Annotated in this window: 18 protein-coding genes; 5 read left to right on the top strand and 13 right to left on the bottom strand. The window is 66.6% G+C overall.

What is annotated here, in order from left to right; genetic code table 11:
- Positions 1-12 precede the first annotated feature (12 nt).
- From QTI24_RS06725 to QTI24_RS06765, 9 genes are all read right to left on the bottom strand, one after another.
- Positions 13-519 (bottom strand): DUF1993 domain-containing protein, encoded by a 507-nt coding sequence (locus tag QTI24_RS06725; RefSeq protein WP_286599161.1) that lies wholly within the window; start codon positions 517-519, stop codon positions 13-15.
- 51 nt (positions 520-570) lie between these two features.
- Positions 571-1,392, bottom strand: coding sequence for an alpha/beta fold hydrolase (locus QTI24_RS06730; protein ID WP_286599300.1), 822 nt, complete (start codon positions 1,390-1,392; stop codon positions 571-573).
- A gap of 50 nt (positions 1,393-1,442) precedes the next feature.
- Positions 1,443-2,507, bottom strand: a complete 1,065-nt coding sequence (locus QTI24_RS06735; protein ID WP_286599163.1) for a branched-chain amino acid ABC transporter permease — start codon at positions 2,505-2,507, stop codon at positions 1,443-1,445.
- 9 nt (positions 2,508-2,516) lie between these two features.
- Complete coding sequence (locus tag QTI24_RS06740) at positions 2,517-3,497, bottom strand: branched-chain amino acid ABC transporter permease (protein ID WP_286599165.1); 981 nt, start codon at positions 3,495-3,497, stop codon at positions 2,517-2,519.
- Positions 3,494-4,219, bottom strand: coding sequence for an ABC transporter ATP-binding protein (locus QTI24_RS06745; protein ID WP_286599167.1), 726 nt, complete (start codon positions 4,217-4,219; stop codon positions 3,494-3,496). The genes QTI24_RS06740 and QTI24_RS06745 overlap by 4 nt, the downstream gene beginning before the upstream one ends.
- Positions 4,216-4,980, bottom strand: a complete 765-nt coding sequence (locus QTI24_RS06750) for an ABC transporter ATP-binding protein (protein WP_286599170.1) — start codon at positions 4,978-4,980, stop codon at positions 4,216-4,218. Before QTI24_RS06750 ends, QTI24_RS06745 begins: the two co-directional genes overlap by 4 nt.
- Positions 4,981-5,022: 42 nt before the next feature.
- Positions 5,023-6,489: an extracellular catalytic domain type 2 short-chain-length polyhydroxyalkanoate depolymerase gene (locus tag QTI24_RS06755; protein ID WP_503011210.1), complete on the bottom strand. Its 1,467-nt coding sequence runs from the start codon at positions 6,487-6,489 to the stop codon at positions 5,023-5,025.
- A gap of 179 nt (positions 6,490-6,668) precedes the next feature.
- Positions 6,669-7,865 (bottom strand): substrate-binding domain-containing protein, encoded by a 1,197-nt coding sequence (locus QTI24_RS06760; RefSeq protein ID WP_286599171.1) that lies wholly within the window; start codon positions 7,863-7,865, stop codon positions 6,669-6,671.
- A 216-nt stretch (positions 7,866-8,081) separates the two neighbouring features.
- The gene (locus tag QTI24_RS06765; RefSeq protein WP_286599172.1) at positions 8,082-9,620 is read right to left on the bottom strand and encodes a sigma-54 interaction domain-containing protein; all 1,539 of its coding nucleotides are present in this window, start codon (positions 9,618-9,620) and stop codon (positions 8,082-8,084) included.
- Between the two features lie 244 nt (positions 9,621-9,864).
- Between QTI24_RS06765 and QTI24_RS06770 the strand changes: the two genes are divergently transcribed.
- The 4 genes from QTI24_RS06770 (at position 9,865) to QTI24_RS06785 (ending at position 16,154) form a co-directional block, all read left to right on the top strand.
- On the top strand, positions 9,865-11,367 hold the full coding sequence (locus QTI24_RS06770) for an efflux transporter outer membrane subunit (protein ID WP_286599174.1): 1,503 nt from the start codon (positions 9,865-9,867) through the stop codon (positions 11,365-11,367).
- Complete coding sequence (locus QTI24_RS06775) at positions 11,364-12,518, top strand: efflux RND transporter periplasmic adaptor subunit (protein ID WP_286599175.1); 1,155 nt, start codon at positions 11,364-11,366, stop codon at positions 12,516-12,518. Before QTI24_RS06770 ends, QTI24_RS06775 begins: the two co-directional genes overlap by 4 nt.
- A gap of 11 nt (positions 12,519-12,529) precedes the next feature.
- Positions 12,530-15,658 (top strand): efflux RND transporter permease subunit, encoded by a 3,129-nt coding sequence (locus QTI24_RS06780; protein WP_286599176.1) that lies wholly within the window; start codon positions 12,530-12,532, stop codon positions 15,656-15,658.
- A 64-nt stretch (positions 15,659-15,722) separates the two neighbouring features.
- Positions 15,723-16,154 (top strand): hypothetical protein, encoded by a 432-nt coding sequence (locus QTI24_RS06785; protein ID WP_286599177.1) that lies wholly within the window; start codon positions 15,723-15,725, stop codon positions 16,152-16,154.
- Between the two features lie 19 nt (positions 16,155-16,173).
- On the opposite strand, the gene QTI24_RS06790 is transcribed toward QTI24_RS06785, so the two are convergent.
- Positions 16,174-16,878, bottom strand: a complete 705-nt coding sequence (locus QTI24_RS06790) for a Crp/Fnr family transcriptional regulator (RefSeq protein WP_286599179.1) — start codon at positions 16,876-16,878, stop codon at positions 16,174-16,176.
- A gap of 145 nt (positions 16,879-17,023) precedes the next feature.
- Between QTI24_RS06790 and QTI24_RS06795 the strand changes: the two genes are divergently transcribed.
- The gene (locus tag QTI24_RS06795; RefSeq protein ID WP_286599180.1) at positions 17,024-17,473 is read left to right on the top strand and encodes a hypothetical protein; all 450 of its coding nucleotides are present in this window, start codon (positions 17,024-17,026) and stop codon (positions 17,471-17,473) included.
- Positions 17,474-17,597: 124 nt separating this feature from the next.
- Here QTI24_RS06795 and QTI24_RS06800 read toward each other — a convergent pair whose 3' ends face one another.
- From QTI24_RS06800 to QTI24_RS06810, 3 genes are all read right to left on the bottom strand, one after another.
- Complete coding sequence (locus tag QTI24_RS06800; protein ID WP_286599182.1) at positions 17,598-19,091, bottom strand: tripartite tricarboxylate transporter permease; 1,494 nt, start codon at positions 19,089-19,091, stop codon at positions 17,598-17,600.
- Position 19,092: 1 nt separating this feature from the next.
- Positions 19,093-19,626, bottom strand: coding sequence for a tripartite tricarboxylate transporter TctB family protein (locus tag QTI24_RS06805; protein WP_286599183.1), 534 nt, complete (start codon positions 19,624-19,626; stop codon positions 19,093-19,095).
- Between the two features lie 111 nt (positions 19,627-19,737).
- On the bottom strand, positions 19,738-20,697 hold the full coding sequence (locus QTI24_RS06810; RefSeq protein ID WP_286599184.1) for a Bug family tripartite tricarboxylate transporter substrate binding protein: 960 nt from the start codon (positions 20,695-20,697) through the stop codon (positions 19,738-19,740).
- Between the last annotated feature and the right edge of the window lie 95 nt (positions 20,698-20,792).

A 20,792-nucleotide genomic window follows, 5' to 3' on the forward strand; every position in this document is an offset into this window, starting at 1 on the left:
GCTGCGGCGCCATCAGTACCGACCGAGGTAATCGAGCTTGCTGAGCGGCACGCCGCTGTGCCGCAGCACGTCGTACGCCGTCGTGACGTGGAAGAAGAAGTTCGGCAGCGCGAACTGCAGCAGGTAGCGCTGCGCGGTGAACTTCAGTTCGGCGCCGCGCACCTTCATCGTGACCTCGCGCTCTTCGGCACCGTCGATCAGGGCACGGTCGACGGTGTTGAGATAGTCGATCGTCTTGGCGACGCGGGCCTGGAGTTCCGCGTAGGTCGTCTCGGTGTCCGGAAAGCTGGGCGCCGTGACGCCGGCGATGCGCGCCGTACCGAGCTTGGATGCATCGCTCGCACTCTGCACCTGCCCCGCGAGGGTGAACATGTCCGGCGCGAGGCGCGCATTGACGAGCTGGGCGGAATCGATGCCGGCCGACTGCGCATGCGCAAGCCCCTTGTCCAGGACGTGGGAAAGCTGGCCGAGTCCGCGGATGAACACCGGAACCGAGATGTCGTAGAGCGAGAGCGCCATGTTGTTTGACTCCGTGTTGAATGGGCGGCCCGATTGTCGGGCCGCCATCGCTCACGTGCCGGCGGCGCGGATAAAGGCCTCGATCGGCTCGAGATGAGCGGGAACGTTGAGCGCCGGCGCATGCCCGCAGCCCGGGATCTCGATGATCTGCAGACGGCCCTTGGCGCCCGGACCGCGGCGGCGCATCTCGTCCAGCGTCTCGGGCAGCACGAGATCGGACTCGACACCGCGCAGGCACAGCAAGGGCGCTTCCACCGCGTCGTAGTGCGGCCACAGCACATAGTCGTCGGGGTGCGCACTGAACTGCCGCACCATTGCCGGGTCGTAGTGCGGTATCACGCGGCCGTCGGGCAGGCGCCGCGTCGATGTCTCGGTCAGCCGCCGCCACTGCGCATCGCTGAGCCATCCATAGGGCTTGTAGACAGTGCGGAAGAAGGCTTCGAGTTCGACGACCGTGTCGAAAGCGGGCGGCTGCCCCGCATAGGAGCGAATGCGTTCGACGGCAGCCTGGGCGATCTGCGGCGCGGTGTCGTTGAGCACGAGGCTGGCGATGCGGCCTTTCATCGCCGGCTCGACCAGTCCACCGGCACAGACCAGCCCGATCGCGCCGCCCATGGACGTGCCGACCCAGTGCACGCGCGCGAGCTTCAGGTCGTCGCACAGCGCGGCCGCGATGCGCGCATAGAAGGACAACTGGTATTCCTCGTCCGGCGCAGGGCTCCACTGGCTGAGGCCACGCCCGATCGTGTCCGGGCAGATCACCCGGAAGCCGCGCTCGGCGAAATACGCCGCAAGCTCATCCATGTCGCGGCTGGTCCGCGCCAGGCCGTGCCAGGCGATGACCACCGGGCCCTCGCGCGGGCCCCAATCCATCCAGTGGATCTCGCGGCCAGCGAGCTGCGTGTAGTTCGAAATGGGAGTGATCACCGCGATGCCCTCGCACGAAGACGGCCGACGATGCCGGTCGGGAAGTAGTAGACCGAGAGCACGAACAGCACGCCCAGCCACAGCAGCCAGCGGTCCGGCGAGAGCAACGCGGCGAGCCAGCTCACACCGCTCGCGGCCTCGCTGCCGAAGCGCAGAAGATCCTGCAGGTAGCTCTGCGCCACCACGAAGATCACCGCGCCGATGACCGCGCCGTAGATGGTGCCCATGCCGCCGATCACGACGATCAGCAGCACGTCGATCATGATCTCGAAGCTCAGCGAGGTATCGGGCCCGTTGTAGCGCAGCCAGATGGCGAGCATCGCGCCTGCGAGCGTCGCGAACAGCGCCGACAACACCGAGGCCGTCGTGCGATAGACGACCACGCGATAGCCGATCGCCTCGGCGCGGAACTCGTTCTCGCGGATCGCCTGCAACACGCGGCCAAAGGGAGAGTTCACGATGCGCAGCAGCGCCAGCACCAGCACCACCGCGACCACGAACAGCATGTAGTAGCAAAGCAGGCGGCCGTCGAGCGAGACGCCCAGGAAAGGCTCCTCGGCAAACTCGAAGCTGGGCGAGATCAGCTCGGGCAGCTTGAAAGTCAGGCCATCCTCGCCGCCGGTGAAGTCCGACAGTTGCGAAGCCAGCGTCTGGAACGCGGACGCCACCGCGAGCGTGATCATCGCGAAGAAGATCGCACGCACCCGCAGCGAGAACAGCCCGATCGCAAGCGAGAGCACCAGCGAGACCACGAGCGCAGCGCCGAGGCCGAGCAGCACCGCGCCCCACCCTGCGCCGAGCCGCGTGGCCGAGATCGCGATGCCGTAGGCGCCGATGCCGAAGAACATGGTCTGCGCAAAGCTCACGATACCGGTGTAGCCCAGCAGCAGGTCGAAGCTCGCGACCAGCACGATGAACACCAGCACCTTGGCCGCGACGCTCAGCGCCTTGACGCCCGGGAAGATGAAAGGCGCGAAGGCCAGGCCGAGCACCAGCGCGGCGAGCAGAACCGCGAGCAGTCGGCTGCGCGGCATGTCGTTGGAAAGAAGACGGGAGAGCATGGTCGTCCTTCAGCGGTTCGCGACCGGGTACACGCCCTGGGGGCGCCACAGCAGCACGGCCACCATCAGGAAAATGCTGGCGAACTGCGTCAGCGTGGGCACGAGGAAGCCGATGTAGTTGGTCATCAGGCCGACCAGCAAGGCGCCGATCAGCGCGCCGGCCGTCGACCCCAGTCCACCGATGATGATCACGATGAAGATCAGCACGTTGACCTGCGCACCCATCTGCGGAATGAGGTTCTGTTGAAACAGCCCCCACATCACGCCACCCAGCCCCGCGAGCGCGCTGCCGACCACGAACACGCCGACGAACAGCCGGCCGATGCGGTAGCCGAGCGACTCGACCATCTCGCGGTCCTGCACGCCGGCGCGGATCAGCAGGCCGATCTTGGTGCGGCCCAGCGTCCATGCCAGGAGGCCGAACACGAACACGCCGATCACGACCGCCAGGATGCGGTACTTGCTGATCGCCGCATCGCCGATGAGCAGCGAGCCGCGCAGCGCGTCGGGCAGCGGCAGCGGGACCTGCCCGGGGCCCCAGATCACCTTGATGAGCTCCTCGCCGATGATCATGCCGCCCATGGTGATGAGGATCTGCTTCAGATGCTGGCCGTACACGGGCCGCACGATGAAGCGCTCGAAGGCCAGGCCGACCGCACCGGCCGCCGCCATGGCCACCAGCATCGCCGGGAACACGGCCACGAGGTTGCGCCACAGCTCCTGCGAGCCGGTCCAGTCGGACATGCCGCCGAGCACGCTGCTCGCGACGAAGGCGCCGAAGGCGATGAACACGCCGTGGCCGAAGTTCAGCACGTCCATCAGCCCGAACACCAGCGTGAGACCGGAGGCGATGATGAAGATGATCATGCCCATCGCAAGGCCTGCGACCGTGAGCGTGAGCCAGGTGGAGACAGAACCCGTCAAGGGCAGTGCGATCAGCGCGAGCACCGGCACCAACGCAACGGGCTTCCAGTCGAAGTCGATTTTCATAGTGCCAAACCCAGCAGCGATTGCTGCAGCTGTTCATCGGCCGAGAACGCCGCCATGCTTCCGCCGTGCACCACCCGGCCGTTGTCCATCACGGCCACCGTGTCGCCCAGGCGTTGCGCGAAGTTGATGTTCTGCTCGACCAGCAGGATCGTGACGCCGCTGTGCTTGAGCTCGCTGAAGGCGTCGATCATGTTGTTGATGATGGCCGGCGCGAGGCCCTTGCTGGGCTCGTCGATGATGAGCAGCTCGCGCGGCTCGACGATCGCTCGCGACACGGCAAGCATCTGCTTCTGCCCGCCGGAGAGCTTGCCCGCAGGGTGGTTCCAGAACTTCTCGACCGCGGGGAAGAGCTTGAAGATCCACTTCAGCCGCTTGTCGTCCATCTGGTCGGCGTTCTTCGCGGCGCGTGCGGCGAGCAGCATGTTTTCCTTCACGGTGAGGTCCGAGAAGATCCCCATGCTCTCCGGCACGTAGGCAATGCCGAGTTCGGCGATCTGCGGTGTGTGGAGCGCGGTGATGTCGTGGTCACCGAAGCGCACGCGGCCTTGCGATGCGTGCCACAGGCCCATGATGGTTCGCAGCGTGGTGGTCTTGCCTGCGCCGTTGCGGCCGAGCAGCATCGTGAGCTGGCCGCGCGGCACGACGAGGTCGACGCCGTGCAGGATGTGGTACGCGCCGATGTGCGTGTGCACGCCGCTCAGTTCCAGCAGGTTCGTGGTCATGCGGCCTCCTTCGACACGCCCAGGTAGGCCTCTTGAACCACCGGCGAGGCGATGACTTCGGCCGGTTCGCCATCGGCCACGAGTTGGCCGTTGTGCAGCACGATGATGCGATCCGCGAGTTCGCGCACCACGTCCATCTTGTGTTCGACCAGCAGGATGGTCTTGCTCTTGTCCTTCTTCAGCGCGCGGATGAGGTCGAGGATCACCGGCGCCTCGGCCGCGTTCATGCCGGCCGTGGGTTCGTCGAACATGAACACCTTGGGTTCGAGCGCCATCAGCAACGCGACTTCGAGCTTGCGCTGGTCGCCGTGCGGCAGGCTCGCGACCGTGGCGTGCTCCTTGGCCTTGAGCGCCACGTCTGCCAGGATCTGATCGGCGCGCTCGGTCAGCGACCGGTGGTCGCTCCAGATGCTCCAGAGGTTGAGCCCGCGCCGATGCGGCCCTTCGCGCGTCGCCTGTACGGCCAGGCGTACGTTCTCCAGCACCGACAGATGGGGAAAGAGATTCGTCAGCTGAAAGGCCCGGCCCAGCCCCGCGCGGGTGCGGGCCGAGGCCGGCAATCCGGACAACGGCTGCCCGTCGAGCCACACCGTGCCCTCGGTGGCCTTGAGCTGGCCCGAGATCAGATTGAAATAGGTGGTCTTGCCCGCGCCGTTCGGGCCGACGATCGCGGTGAGCGTGCCGGGCGCGAAAGCGCAGCTGACGGCATTCACCGCCACATGGCCGCCGAAGCGGATGGTCAGGTCTCGGGTTTCAAGCATCTTCAAACAGGCAAGGCTGCCGATCGGCAGTGGGAGTTGGCTTCAGCATGTGCCGATCACGTAGTAGTTGGGGCTGGTCTGCTTCAGGGTCGTGGTGATGAAGGTGTTCCACAGACCCATGTTCTGGTTGGAGCCCTTGGCGTAGGTATAGCCACCGCTTTGCGTGGCGCGGCCTGCCGTCGTGTGGGCGTAGTTGCTGGCGGTGTAGCAGGTCGGCGTGCCACCGCCGCTGCCGGCCAGGGTGGTGCCCGAAGCGGACCCGGACATCGCGCTTTCCACGTTGCCGGCATCCACCGTGGTCACGCTCCAGTTGTAGGTCGTGGACGCGGCCAGTCCGGTATCGGTGTAGTTGGTGCCGGCGACGGGCGAAGCATTGACCTTGCCACCGCTGCGATAGACGTTGTAGCCGGCGGCGCCCGACACGCCATTCCAGCCGATCACCATGCTGCTGGCGGTGGCGCCGGAAGTGCCGACGCCCGTGGGCGCAGGCAGCGCCGTTCCGCCTCCGCCGCCGCCCGAAGTGCCGGTCACCACCCGGTCCACCATGCCCTTGATGGCGACCATCTGCGGACCGGACTTCTTCGCGTAGTTCGCGTTGTCGTAGCCCCACCAGTCGAAGCAGCTGTTGGTCGCCGCCCTACTGGTCTGCGGGTAGATTAGGACGATGTTGTTGGTGTCGGCCCAGCGGTTGTAGCCGGTGTTGCGCACGTACTTGTCGCCGATGTCCGTGTAGTTCTGCTTGCATCCGTGCAGCACCACGTGCACGCGGCACGACGTGCTGCTGCAGCTTTGCGGCACGTAGACCCAGCCCGTCGCGGCCATGCCGTGACCGCTGATGAAATCGGTTTGGTTGAATTCGGTGAAGGTGCCCGACAGCGTGCCGTTGTTGCGGGCATTCAGCGGGCCATACAGGTACTGCAGGATGTCCCCGGCCAGATCGAAGCCGCAATTGTTGATATAGGGCGTTGCCGTCGTTCCGCAACTGCCGCCGTAGTCGTCGGTGATCATCGCGTGACCGGACCCGAGGTTGTTCTTGTAATAGGTGTTGGCTGCGGGAACGAAGCTCTGGTAGTAGGTCTTCAGGTCGTTCATCACGGCCTGCTTGACCGTGTTGTCCGACGTACCCGAAAAGAGATACACCTTCGATGTCGAGAGATTCGAGACCGGGTCGATCAATCCGCTCGCTGCCCAGCTGTTGGTCGTGCTTACCAGGGACGACACCGGGATGCTGGTGGCGTGCGTCATGCAGCGCCCCGTCGCGTTGACGATGGATCCCTCGGCGCAGTAGTAAGGCCCGCCCGCGACCACGCCGGCCCCTCGCTTGAAGGTGGCCGAATAGGCCACGTGCAACTGCACCGCCATGAAACCGCCCGCCGACAGGCCGGACACGCTGACCTCTGCGGCATTCGCCCCGAGCGCTGGCAGCGGCACCGCCGCCGTGGCGGCATGGCTCACCAACGCAGCGAAGGCCGCCACCGTGCTCATCTTCATCATCCAGTTGCGCTTCATGCTTGTCTCCTGTTGGTTTTTTAGGATGCACTGAACCGCCCCCTCGCGCGAAGGGGATCGATGGAAAGAAGTTGCGCGCTACGTCAGAAGCCAGGAACCCCGCGGAACCGGCTCCGCCGGCCCGGGGTTGCCCCCTGCAGAGGGGGTGGAGAGCGACACGAAGTGCGCGAGCCTGGCGGTTATCTCTTGTTCCGGATCGGGATGTCCATCTCTTCCGGCTTGATCTCGTGCACCAGTTCAGGCACGCCCCAAGCAAACGCCGGGTCTACCTTGATCTTGAAGTGGTACATGCTCTGCATCGCCTGGTGGTCTTCCTTGCGGAAGGTCATCTTGCCCTTGGGCGTGTCGAAGCTCATGCCTTCCATGGCGGAGATGAGCTTGTTGGTGTTGGTGTCGCCGCCCGTCTTCTTGAGCGCGGTCACCACGGCCATCGCGGCGGAGAAGCCACCCGCGGTGAAGAAGTCCGGCGGGGTCTTGAATTCCTTGTAGTGCATCGAGACCATGGCCTCGTTCACCGGGTTCTTCGGGATGCCGAAGTAGTAGTAGGCCGCGCCCTCCATGCCCGGCAGCGACTTATAGGCCGCCATCGCCGGCAGGATGTTGCCGCCAGTCGCGATCTCGATGTTGTAGCGCTTGAGGTCGAGGTCGACGATCTTGAACGGATTGCCCGCACCCGCCCAAACGATCCAGATGATCTTGCGGCCCGGCTGGTCCTTGAGCTTGTCGATCAGGCGTTGTGCGCCCGCGGTGAAGTCGGTAGTCGCGGGCGGCAGGTATTCCTCATGCGCGAGCTTGGCCTTCTTGAGAGCGTCCTTGAACGCCTTCACGCCATCGCGGCCGAAAGCGTTGTCCTGCGCGAGCGTGGCCACGGTGACACCGGCCTTGTCGACGGCCACCGCGTTGGAGATGGCGTCCTGCGAGCTGTTGCGGCCGGTACGGAAGATGTACTTGTTCCACTTGTCGCCGGTGATCGAGTCGGCCACTGCGGGCTCGACCAGCAGGATCTTCTTGTATTCCTCGGCCACCGGCAGCATCGCCAGCGCGACGCCCGAAGAGGTCGGGCCGACCGCGAGCGCGGCCTTGTCGTCGGCATAGGCCGCCGCCAGCAGCGACTTGCCGAGGTCGGGCTTGCCCTGGTCGTCCTTCTCGATCACGACGATCTTCTTGCCGTTGACGGTCATGGTGCCGCCGGTTGCGTAGTCCAGCCCCATCATGAAGCCGGTCTGCGTCTGCTTGCCGTAGGCTTCGAGCGGACCGGTCTTGCTATAGATGTGGGCGATCTTGATCTCGTTGGACTGGGCCCAGGCCGGAGCGGTCAGGGCCGATGCGCCGACGATGGCGAGCGCTGCCAAGGCGACGAGGTGGCGACGTTGCATTCTTTGTCTCCTGATGATGATGCCTGAATCTTGCACAGTTCATGCCAGGTGAAGCCACCCCCAGGCTCGCGCACTTCGTGTCGCTCTCCACCCCCTTTACGGGGGCAACCCCCTGCGGCCTGGCGGAGCCGGTTCCGCGGGGTTCCTGGGCCGCGTCTCGAATCGGCTGACTTCAAGACACGCCAATTGCCTGACTTTCAGACAATTGCATTTTCTTCAGTCAGGGTTTTCCAGCCGTTCGTAGAGCGTTGCGCGAGAGATGCCGAGCAGCCTCGAACTCGCCAGCTTGTTGCCGCCGGTGGCGGCCATTGCGGCGGCGATCGCGCGGCGCTCCAGTTCGGCGACCTGCTGGGCGAGCGGCCGCAGCAAGGCCGCGTTTTCGTCGGCATCGGAAGTCGCCGTGGCGGGCACCTTGCTCGGCGTCGCGATCTTTTCCTGGCCGGCCTCGCGCAGGATGCGTTCGAGTTGCGTCGCGTCGATGCGCTGCGAATCGCTGCGCATCGTCACCTGCTCCAGGACGTTCCGCAACTCGCGGATGTTGCCCCGCCAATGCTGCGCTGCGAGCAGCGCCAGCGCGTCGGGCGTGAGTTCGGGCGGGGCCTCGCCGCTGCGCAGGGCCATGTCCTCGCCGAGCACTTCGACAAGCGCCGGAATATCGGCCCGCCGCTCGCGCAATGGCGGCACGCGCACGGGCAGCACGTTGAGGCGGTAGTACAGGTCTTCGCGAAAGCGCCCTTCCCGCACCAATGCCGCGAGATCGCGCGAAGTGGCTGCGATCACGCGCGCATCGAAAGGCACCAGCTTGTTGGAGCCCAGCGGCTCGATCTCGCCTTCCTGCAATGCGCGCAGCAACTTGGCCTGCAGGCCGAGTGGCATGTCACCGATTTCGTCGAGGAACAGCGTGCCACCATCGGCCAGCTTGAACTTGCCTTCGCGCGCCTTGCGGTCGGCCCCCGTGAAGGCACCCGGGGCGACACCAAAGAATTCCGCTTCGAGCAGGGTGTCAGGGACCGCGGCGATGTTCACGCTGACAAAGAGGCCGGCGGCCCGCGCGGACGCCGCATGGATCGCATGCGCGAGCAGTTCCTTGCCCGTGCCCGTTTCGCCCAGCAACAGCACTGGGCTCGACGATTGCGCCGCGCGCCGCGCATGCCGCTTGACCTCCACCGCAGCTGGGCTGCTCCCGATGAAGCTGGCAAAGGTGTATTTGGAGCGCCGCCGGCCATCGGCCGACTGCTGGTACAGCGGGTTGTTTCGCTGGCTCGCGAGTTCGCGCCGCGCATCGTCGAGGTCGCGCTGCAGCAGCGCAAACTTGCTGATGAGCGGCTGCAGGGTGGTTTCGGGATGGTCGAACAGCACGATGCCGATCGCTCCGATCACCTCGCCCGGCACGGCGCCCGAATCGCCCTCGCGCTCCTCGCGCAGCGGTATCCGGCTCACGACGAAGGTGCCGGCCTTGTTGGTCAGCAGGTCGATCAGGATCGGCTCGCCGGTCTCGAGCACACGGCGCATTTGGGTGTTGGGGATCACGTCCTCGACCCGATGCCCGAGAAACTGGTCGATCGACGAGAAGCCGAGCGCCGGCAGGAAACGGCGATAGCCCTCGTTGACCCAGACGATGCGTCCGCTCCGGTCAACCAGGAACATGCCCTGGCTGATGCTGGAGAACAAGTGGAACATCGAGCGCGCAGCGAGCGCGAGGATGCCTTCGGCATCGAGCGGCAATGCGGGTGGGGCGGCAGCGGCGGGAGACATGGCGGGATCGTAGCGCGCCTGCCTTGCGCATCACCTTGCGCATCAATCTGCAGATGAAAAGCATCAATGGTCGGCTCGGTTCCTGATTAGCATCGAAGGCTTTTGGAAACGCGGCGAGCGCCGACAAGCGGCTGCCATCCGCCTTGTTATGCTGCGCGCCTTGCACGGCCCACCGGCCGCACACGGCGGTATGGCGATCGACCTGCTCGCCTGAACCACGCCTCTTTTTGCGGACCCCGATCTCATGAGGAACACCCGGCTTCCCGCGCTTTGCCTTGTCGCCTCCCTGCTGCTTGCGGCCTGCGCGGTTCCGCGCCCGCCCGAGCAGGTGACGGCGCCTCTGCCCGCGCAATGGAACACCCCCCTGCCCGCCTCCACCGCCGCGCTGCCGCACGGCGGGTCGCTGCCGACCCTGGCCGAATGGTGGCGCCAGCTGAACGACCCGCTGCTGGTCGAACTGATCTTCGCTGCGGAGGCCGCGAGCCCGACGGTGGCCAGCGCCGGTGCCCGCATCACCGAAGCGCGCGCCTCGCGCGTCGCGGCAGGTGCAGCGCTGATACCCAATCTCAACGGTACGGCGTCGGCCAGCCGCGGCAACTCCCCGAGTTCCGGCTTTTCCACGGGCGCGACGGGCGGCACGACCGACGGAATCCCCACCAGCCTGCCGATTCTCACGACCGGGCAGGCGGGCCTGCAGTCCAGCTGGGAGATCGACCTGTTCGGCGGCCTGCGCGCCAACCGGGATGCCAGCCAGGCCCGTTTCGAGGGTGCGGGCGCGCAATGGCACGAAGCCCGCGTGTCCGTCGCCGCCGAGACCGCCAACGCGTACCTGGCGGAACGCGCCTGCCGTCGCCAACTGGTGGTGTCGACCTCCGATGCCCGATCGCGAGCCGAGACCGCGCGGCTGACCGACCTCTCGGCACGGGCAGGCTTCACCGCACCGGCCGACGCCGCGCTGGCGCGCGCGAGCGCCGCTGAGGCAGCGGGGCGCCTGACACAGCAACGCGCGCTGTGCGCCGTGCAAAGACAGGCGCTGTCCGCGCTGACCGCGATCGAAGCACCCGTCCTCGACGCCAAGCTGGACGCTGCATCCATCGACGTCACCTTGCCCGCCGTGCAGGCCGTTCACAGCGTTCCCGCCGAAGCCCTGGCGCAGCGGCCCGACATCTTTGCAGCTCAGTTGGCCGTGGCGGCGGCCAGCGCTGATGCGGGCGCGGCGTTGGCGCAGCGCTTTCCGCGGCTGACTTTGCAGGGCTCCATCGCCACGCTCCAGGTCCGCGCCGGAGGATTCCGTGAAACGCTCGATACCTGGACCATCGGCCCCCTCGCGCTCACTGTGCCGATCTTCGACGGAGGCACGCTCGCGGCCAATTCCGAGGCCGCGAAGGCGCGCTACGACGAATCCGTCGCCGTCTACAGGGCGCGGGTGCGGCAAGCCGTGCGCGAGGTCGAGGAAGCCCTGATCAACCTGCAAAGCACCGACGAGCGCGCCAGCGACGCCGAAACCGCGGTGACGAACTACCAGGTCTCGTTCGATGCCACCCAGCAGCGTTACGGCACCGGGCTCGCAAGCCTGTTCGATCTGGAGGACGCGCGGCGCACCTTGTTCGTCTCCGAGACCGCCCGCGTCTCCCTGCAGCGTGAACGCGCCGAAGCCTGGGTGTCGCTGTACCGCGCCATGGGCGGCGGCTGGTCGCGGCCCGAATCCGTCGCCACAACGACAACCCCTGTGACTCCGTCGCCATGAAAAGAATGAAGCGTTCCACCCTCATCGTCATCGGACTGGCCGTCGTGCTGGTCCTTGCAGCCGCCGCCTTCTGGCTCACGCGCGGCAAGCAGCCCGAGAGCGCTGCCAAGCCGAAGGAAGCCGCGACGGCTCGGCCGACATTGACCGTCACCGTCGCCAAGCCGGAGACCAGCGAACTCAGCGTGACGCTCGCGGCCAACGGCAACGTCGCAGCCTGGCAGGAGGCCAGCATCGGCTCCGAATCCAGCGGACTGAAGCTTGCCGAAGTGCGCGTGAACGTCGGCGACGTGGTCAAGAAGGGACAGGTGCTCGCGACCTTTTCGGGCGAAACCATTCAGGCCGATGTGGCCCAGGCGCGCGCCTCGCTGGCCGAAGCACGCGCGACAGCCGCCGACGCCACGGGCACCGCTGCGCGCGCTCGCACGCTGCAGGCCACCGGCGCGATGAGCCAGCAGCAGATCAATCAATATCAGACCGCCGAACAGACGGCCAAGGCAAGGGTCGAGGCGGCCGAGGCCGTGCTGGCGGCACAGCAGGTGCGGGGCCGCAACACGCAGGTGTTGGCGCCCGATGACGGCGTGATTTCCTCGCGCACCGCGACGGTGGGCAGCGTCGTCAACGCCGGCACCGAATTGTTCCGGCTGATCCGCCAGGGCCGGCTCGAGTGGCGTGCGGAAATCACGTCGTCCGAACTTGGCCGCATCGCCGTCGGCACGCCGGCCGTGGTCATCAGCGCCAGCGGCGCACAGGTCAGCGGCAAGGTGCGCAGCGTGGCGCCGACGGTGGACCCGCAGACGCGCGCCGCCCTGGTCTACGTCGACATCCCGAACGTGCTCCAGAACACGGGCATCAAGGCCGGCATGTTCGCGCGCGGCGACTTTCAGCTGGGCCGCACCAGCGCGACCACCGTGCCGCAGGCGTCGATCGTTCCGCGGGACGGCTTTAACCACCTGCTGCTTCTGCAACCGGACAACCGCGTCTCGCAGCTCAAGGTGGAAACCGGCCGGCGCGTGGGCGACCGGGTCGAGATCACGACGCCGCTGCCGGCGGATACGCGCGTGGTCGTGCAAGGCGCCGGCTTCCTCAACGATGGCGACCTCGTCCGCGTGGTGGAAGCCGCCGCGAAGCCGGCCATCGAAGCCGCGAAGTAAGGAGCACCGCCATGAATGTGTCGGCCTGGTCCATCCGCAACCCGATTCCGGCGGTGATGCTGTTCGTGCTGCTCACCTTCGGGGGGCTGTTGTCCTTCAACGCGATGAAGGTGCAGAACTTTCCCGACATCGACCTGCCGACCGTCACCGTGTCGGCGGCGCTGCCGGGGGCGGCGCCCTCGCAGCTCGAAACCGACGTCGCACGCAAGCTGGAGAACTCGATCGCGACCATCCAGGGCCTGAAGCACATCACGACCAAGGTGCAGGACGGCGCCGCCACGCTGATCGTCGAATTCCGCCTCGAAAAGCCGGTGCAGGAAGCGGTCGACGATGTGCGCTCCGCCGTGCAGCGCGTGCGTGCCGACCTGCCGGCCGACGTGCGCGACCCGGTGGTCACCAAGCTCGACTTCGCGGCGCAGCCGGTGCTGGCTTTCACGATCTCGTCCACGCGCATGGATGGCGAGGCGCTCTCATGGTTCGTGGACAACGACATCTCGAAGAAGCTCCTCGCGATCAGTGGCGTCGGCGCAGTCAACCGCGTCGGCGGTGTCACCCGGCAAGTGCACGTCGATCTCGATCCCGAAAAACTGCAGGCGCTCGGCGCCACCGCCGCCGACATCTCGCGGCAATTGCGCCAGGTGCAGACGGAGAGCGCCGGTGGCCGCACCGACCTGGGCGGCAGCGAGCAGCCGGTGCGCACGCTCGCCACGGTGAAGTCGGCCGACGAGCTCGCCGACATGCAGATCTACCTCTCGGATGGCCGCCGCATCCGGCTCGACCAGGTGGCCCGCATCAGCGACACCATTGCCGAGCCACGAGCCGCCGCCTTGCTCGACGGCAAGCCGGTGGTCGGTTTCGAAGTCGCCCGCAGTCGCGGCGCGAGCGAGGTCGAAGTCGGTGCCGCGGTGCAGAAGGCGCTGGCCGAGCTGCGCGCGCAACGGCCCGACATCCAGCTCACCGAGGCCTTCAACTTCGTCGACCCGGTGCAGGAGGAATACGAAGGCTCGCTGCACCTGCTCTACGAAGGCGCCATCCTCGCGGTGATCGTGGTGTGGCTTTTCCTGCGCGACTGGCGCGCGACTTTCATCTCGGCGGTGGCGCTGCCCATGTCGGTCATCCCTGCCTTCGTCGGCATGTACCTGTTGGGATTCTCGATCAACGTGGTCTCGCTGCTCGCGCTGTCGCTGGTGGTCGGGATCCTGGTCGACGACGCGATCGTGGAGGTGGAGAACATCGTGCGGCACCTGCGCATGGGCAAGACGCCCTATCAGGCCGCGATGGAAGCGGCCGACGAAATCGGGCTGGCGGTGATCGCCACCACCTTCACCTTGATCGCCGTGTTCCTGCCGACCGCCTTCATGAGCGGCGTGGCGGGCAAGTTCTTCAAGCAGTTCGGCTGGACGGCCTCGCTCGCGGTGTTCGCCTCGCTGGTCGTGGCGCGGATGCTCACGCCGATGATGGCAGCCTACATCCTGAAGCCCATCGTCGGCGCCGAAAAGGAGCCGCGCTGGCTCAGGATCTACATGCGCATGGCCGAGTGGTGCCTGAAGCACCGCTTCACGACGATGGTGCTGGCCACCCTCTTCTTCTTCGGCTCGGTGGCGATGATTCCGCTCCTCAAGACCGGGTTCATCCCGCCGGACGACAACTCGCAGACGCAGGTGTATCTCTCATTGGCACCCGGCGCGACGCTGGCCCAGACCATGGCGGCGGCGGAAGAAACGCGTCGCCGCGTGATGGCGATCAAACATGTGCGCAGCGTCTACACCACCGTGGGCGGCGGCAGCGCGGGCGGCGACCCGTTCGCGAACTTCGGTACGCCGGAGACGCGCAAGGCCACGCTCACGATCCAGCTCGACCCGCGCGGCGACCGGCCGCGCAAGCAGGTGATCGAGAACGAAATCCGCGCCGCGCTCGAATCGCTGCCCGGCGTACGCAGCACGGTGGGCCTGGGCGGCTCCGGCGAAAAGTACATCCTGGCGCTGAGCGGCGACGATCCCGCCGCGCTCACGACTGCCGCCCGCGCGGTGGAACGCGATCTGCGCACGATCCCGGGCCTCGGCAACATCACCTCCACAGCAAGCCTGATCCGCCCAGAAATCGCGGTGCGGCCCGATTTCGCGCGCGCGGCCGACCTCGGCGTGACGAGTTCGGCCATCGCCGACACGCTGCGCGTCGCGACGCTCGGCGACTACGACCAGAACCTGCCCAAGCTCAACCTCGCTCAACGCCAGGTGCCGATCGTCGTCAAGCTGCAGGATTCGGCGCGCCAGAACCTGGCCCTGCTCGAACGCCTCTCCGTGCCAGGCGCGCGCGGCCCGGTGATGCTGGGCCAGGTGGCCGCTCTCACTGTCGAGGGCGGCCCGGCCGTGATCGACCGCTACGACCGCTCGCGCAACGTCAACTTCGAGATCGAGCTGTCCGGCGTGGGCCTGGGCGACGCCAAGGACGCCACGATGAAGCTGCCCTCGATCCGCAGCTTGCCGCCCGGCGTGCGCGTGGCCGAGGTGGGCGACGCCGAAGTCATGACCGAGCTGTTCGCGAGCTTCGGCCTGGCGATGCTCACCGGCGTGCTCTGCATCTACATCGTGCTGGTGCTGCTATTCAAGGACTTCCTGCATCCGATCACGATCCTGTGCGCGCTGCCGCTCGCACTTGGCGGCGCCTTCGTCGGCCTGCTGATCGGCCAGAAGGCGCTGTCGATGCCTTCGCTGATCGGGCTGATCATGCTGATGGGCATCGCGACGAAGAACTCGATCCTGCTGGTGGAATACGCCATCGTGGCGCGGCGCGAACACGGCATGAGCCGCTGGGATGCGTTGCGCGATGCCTGCCACAAGCGGGCGCGGCCGATCATCATGACCACGCTCGCGATGGGCGCGGGCATGGCGCCCATCGCACTCGGCCTCAGCACGGCCGATTCCAGCTTCCGTTCGCCGATGGCGATGGCGGTCATCGGCGGGCTCATCACCTCGACGGTCCTGAGCCTGCTGGTGGTGCCGGCCGTGTTCACCTATGTCGACGACGTCGAGCAGTGGATCCGCCGCACGTCTCGCCGCATTCGCGGGAAGGTGGGCCACCATGAATCGGGGCCGACCCCGTCCCCCCACGCCGAGGAACAGCCCGCGCCCACGCCATGAGGTGGTTACGTCGCAAATTGTTGCAAGTTAGACTAGTCGCATCGTCGTACGACGGAGGCACACCATGATCCGAATCCACGCGCGTGTCGCGATTTCCGGCGCCCTTCTGGCCACGGCACTGGCGGCAGGCGCCCAGACCGCGGCGGACCTCGCGAAGGCCCAGCAACGCCACGACCAGCAGATCGCGAAGTGCAACGATGGCTCCCTGGCCGCGCCGGCCCGCGAGGCTTGCGTGCGCAACGCAGGCGCTGCGCTGGACCGCGCCCGGGGCGGGCCTCCCCGCAACGTCACGAAGCGATCCACGGATCGCCGGTCCACCGTCGTCACGCCGCAAGGCGCACCGGCACCTTCGGGGACCGAAACGAACAGGTCGGGTGACCGCCGCTCCACGGTCGTCACGCCGCAAGGCACGCCGGCACCCGCGGGCAGCGAAACGATCAGATCGAACGATCGCCGCTCCACGGTGGTGCAACCGGCCAACCAGCCCCAGCGCTAGCACGCGCGCCGACCGGGGCTCAGGCGAAGCCCCGCTCCTCCGCCACCAGCGAAGCCAGCCGCTGCACGTCGGCAACGACGAGTGCCTTGCCGTCCTTGGCGAGCACGCCGTCGCGCCGCAATGCGTTGAGCTCGCGCGTCACCTGCTCGCGATTGGTGCTGATCTGGCTCGCCAATTCTGCGTGGGTCGGGGCGGGATCGAGCCGTGCCTGGTTGTCAACGATGCCTGCCGCACGTGCGAGACGAAGCAACTCGGCATGAACACGGTTCTGCACCCCCAGCGTGCTCAGGTCGATGACGCGATCCGACAACTGCCGCACCAGAGCGGCGAGGTTGCGCATCACGCGCTCCGCGACGGTCGGCTCGTCACGCAGCAACTCAAGGAAGCCCGAGCGATCGAGGCTGGCAACGACACTGGGCTTGAGCGTCACGACGTCGGCGGATCGCGGCTTGCCGTCGATGGCGGCAATATCGCCGAAATATTCGCCCTCCTGAAGGTCGCGGAAAGTGACCTGGCGGCCTGCCGCCGAGTACGTCGTCACGCGCAACTGACCTGACACCAGGAAGAAGACATCGCTCTTGTCTTCCGACCGCAGCAGCAGCGGCGTGCCGGCCGCGACGCTCTGCCATTGGCAGCGCTGGGCGAGCCCATCCAGCCGTTGCGGCGGCAAGCCCTCGAGCAACGCGATGTGCTGCAGGGCAAGACTGGAACGCTGGAGCGCCATCGTGTCGAACTCGCATCCAAGACAGCCCGGTTGAAAAAACCTGTGCGCAAACGCACAGCGCGATTGGCCGCGTGCCGCCACAGTTGCATCCCGTGGTGACTGCAATTCCGGCGGCCACACCTCAAAGCCTCAAGGAGATTTCATCATGAATGCAAAGCTAATTCTCGGTGTCTCCGCCCTTGCGCTGGCCGGGGCCGTATCCGCTCAGACCGTGCCTGCCGAGCAATGGGTCGGCGCCCCCATTCGGATGACCAGCCAACTCAGCCGCGCTCAAGTGTCGGCTGATCTCGCCGCGAATCGCTCGGAGATGAACACCGTCGCTGCGGAATACCGCGTCGGCCCGCCCGACTCGACCATCGGCGCGCTGAGCCGCGCTGAAGTCGCCGCCGACCTGAGCCTGTGGAACAAGTCCGGCATGTCGCAGGTAGCCGGCCGCGACAGCTTCGATCCGAACAGCGCGGCCTACGCACGCCAGATGTCCGCCTACATGAGCATGCGCAACGGCCCCGAATTCGTGGCGGAGATCCAGCGCATCAAGGGCTTCGGCGCCAAGTCGACGACCGCCAAGTATCAATCGGACGCCACCGGCAACTAAGACCCGCAGGCGTTTCCGGCGTCCATTCGCGAAACACCGCGGATCCGGCTCCGCCGGTCCGCTGGTGTTGCCCCCGGCAGGGGGTAGGCGAAGCGACACGAAGTGCGCGCAGCCTGGGGGCGAGCTATTTGTTCGACATTCTCTTGGCGACGCGCGGCAGGATCATCACGGCCAGGATGACGACGACCAGCACGATCGACATCGGACGCTGGAAGAACACCGCCGCACTGCCCTCTCCGATCGACATTGCATTGCGAAGCTGCGCCTCGGCAAGCGGTCCGAGGATCATCCCGACCACGACCGGCGCGGTCGGAAAGTCGAAGCGCCGCATGACCACGCCCAGCACGCCGATCGCGTAGAGCAGCACCAGGTCGAATGCGCTTTGCCGCATGCCATAGGCGCCGACCGTCGCGAAGATCAGGATGCCCGCATAGAGCTGCGGCTTGGGGATCTTGAGCAGCTTGACCCACAGCCCGACCATCGGCAGGTTCAGCACCAGCAGCATCACGTTGCCGATGTAGAGCGACGCGATCAGCGCCCACACCAGCGCGGCGGACGTCGTGAAGAGCTGCGGCCCCGGCTGGATGCCGTAGTTCTGGAACGCACCGAGCAGGATCGCGGTCGTGTTCGACGTCGGAATGCCCAGCGTGAGCAGCGGAATCAGCGCCGCGGTCACGGTCGCGTTGTTGGCCGCCTCGGGGCCTGCCACGCCTTCGATCGCGCCCTTGGTGCCGAACTCGGCCCTGGCGTCCGCGTCCTTCGCCAGCTTCTTTTCGGTCGCGTAGCTCAGGAAGGTCGGGATCTCCGTTCCGCCGGCGGGGATGCAGCCGAAAGGCGTGCCGATGGCGGTGCCGCGCAGCCATGCCGGGATGGAGCGCTTCCAGTCGCGGGCGCTCATGTGAACGCGGCTCAGCTTGTTCTGCCCCTCGACGACCTTGCCTTCGTAGAGCACTGCATAGAGCACTTCAGCCACGGCGAACAGGCCGACCGCGACCAGCACGATCTCGATGCCGTCGAGCAGCTCGGGAATGCCGCCGGTGTAGCGGCCCTGGCCGGAGATCTGGTCGAGCCCGATGCATCCTGCCGCAAGTCCGATGAACAGCGCCGTCATGCCGCGCAAAGTGCTCTTGCCGAGCACGGCGCTCACGGTCGTGAAGGCCAACAGCATCAGCAGGAAATACTCGGGCGGCCCGAGCTTGACCGCGAACTCGGCCACGAAGGGCGCGAACAGCGTGACGATCACGGTGGCGATGGTGCCGGCCACGAAGGAGCCGATCGCGGCCGTGGCGAGCGCCGCGCCTGCCCGGCCGCTCTTGGCCATCTTGTTGCCCTCCATCGCCGTCACCATGCTGGCCGTTTCCCCGGGCGTGTTCAGCAGGATGGAGGTGGTCGAGCCGCCGTACATGGCGCCGTAGTAGATGCCCGAGAAGAAGATCATCGAGGCCGTGACGTCGACTTTGCCGGTGATCGGCAACAGCATGGCGACCGCGACAGCCGGGCCGATGCCCGGCAGCACGCCGACCGCTGTGCCCAGGGCACAGCCCACCAGGCACCACAGAAGATTGACCGGCGTGATCGCGAGCGCGAAGCCGTGCATCAGTGCATTGAAAATGTCCATGTCAGAGCCACCCCGTGCCGGTCAGGCCTGGCAGGTTGATGGCCAGGAATTGCGTGAACATCCAGAAAACCGGCGCCGAGATGAGAAGGCCGGTCACGATGTCGATCAGCCAGGTGCGCGGAGAATTGACGCCCGCCTGTCCGCTGGCCCGGCGCAAGCCCTGTACCGCGAGCAGGTAGCACAGGGTGCAGCTGAAGATGAATCCGATGGTGGTGATGAGCGCGGCGTTAAGCAGCAGCCCGGCCGACACCCACACGAAGCCGGCCCAGTAGGAATGGACCGCGCCGGAAGGCTCGTCCATCTCGCGAAAACCGCCCGTGCGCGATTCCCAGATGATCCAGGCGCCGCACACCGTCAGCGCGATGGCGACCAGCCAGGGAAGGAAATTGGGTCCGACGCCGCCGTAGCCGGCCTCGGACGAGATGCCGAGCGCGCCGAACGCGAGCGCCAGCCCGGTCAGCAGCACGCCGGCACCGACGAGCGTTTGCGGCCATACCGCCGGAGTCAGCGAGACCGAAGAGGGTGGAGTTGTCATTCTTTTGTCCCTGAGTCGAGATCGAAGGACCCCTTCCGACAGCACCGCCGGGCCAGCGTTGGCGGGCCCGGCGGCACGGCCGCTGTCAGGGGGAGAGCGAGGCGACCAGGGTCAGACCATGCCGGACTTGACCATCGTCGCGCGCAGGCTCGCGAACTCGTCGTCGACGAACTTCGCGAAAGCGTCGCCCGAGAGCACCGCCGGGGTCCAGTCGTTCTTCTTCATGGCGTCGGCCCAGCTCGGGGTCTTGAGGGCCGCCAGCACCATGTCCGTCAGCGCCTTGCGCTGCTCGGCCGTGATCCCCGGCGCGCCATACACACCGCGCCAGTTGCCGATCTCGACGTCGATGCCCTGCTCCTTGAGCGTCGGCACGTTGATACCCGGCAGGCGCTGTGCGGAGGTCACCGCGATGGCCTTCATCTTGCCGGCATTGATGTATTCGGCAAACTCGCTGAAGCCGCTGCCGCCCACCGTGACGTTGCCGCCCAAGATGGCTGCCGTGGCCTCACCGCCCCCACGGAACGCAACGTAGTTGATCTTGGAAGGATCGACGCCGACCTTCTGCGCGATCATGGCCGCGGCGATGTGCTCGGTGGATCCGCGCGAGCCGCCGCCCCACTTGACGCTGCCCGGGTCCTTCTTGAGTTGCTCGACCACGTCCTTCATGGACTTGAGCGGCGAGCTGGCTGGCAACACGAACACGTTGTATTCGCTGGTGATGCGGGCGATCGGCGTGGCCTGCGAGAGACTGACCGGCGGCTTGCCGGTGATGATGCCGCCCAGCATCACGGCGCCCATGATCATCATGGCGTTCGGGTCGCCCTTGGAGCCGTTGACGAACTGGGCCAGACCCAGCGCGCCGGCCGCGCCACCCTTGTTGTCATAAGTCACCGTGTCGGCCAGCTTGCCATCGGTGAGCGCCTTGCCCAGCGCGCGGCCCGTCGTGTCCCAACCACCGCCCGGATTGGCGGGAATCATCATCTTGACGTTGGCCGCAGCCCAGGCCGAAAGCGGCAGGGCCCCCGTGGCGGCCATGGCGGCCAGTGACTTCAAAAACGTATCGCGACGCATGCATGTCTCCTTCGAATGGAAGCTGAGTAGAAGCTGAACGCCGCTATGATGCGCCGCCCCGCTGTCAGTTGGCTGTCCAGCGTACTGGGGTAAAC

The sequence above is a fragment of the Variovorax sp. J22P240 genome (assembly GCF_030316855.1).
Taxonomy (GTDB): domain Bacteria; phylum Pseudomonadota; class Gammaproteobacteria; order Burkholderiales; family Burkholderiaceae_C; genus Variovorax.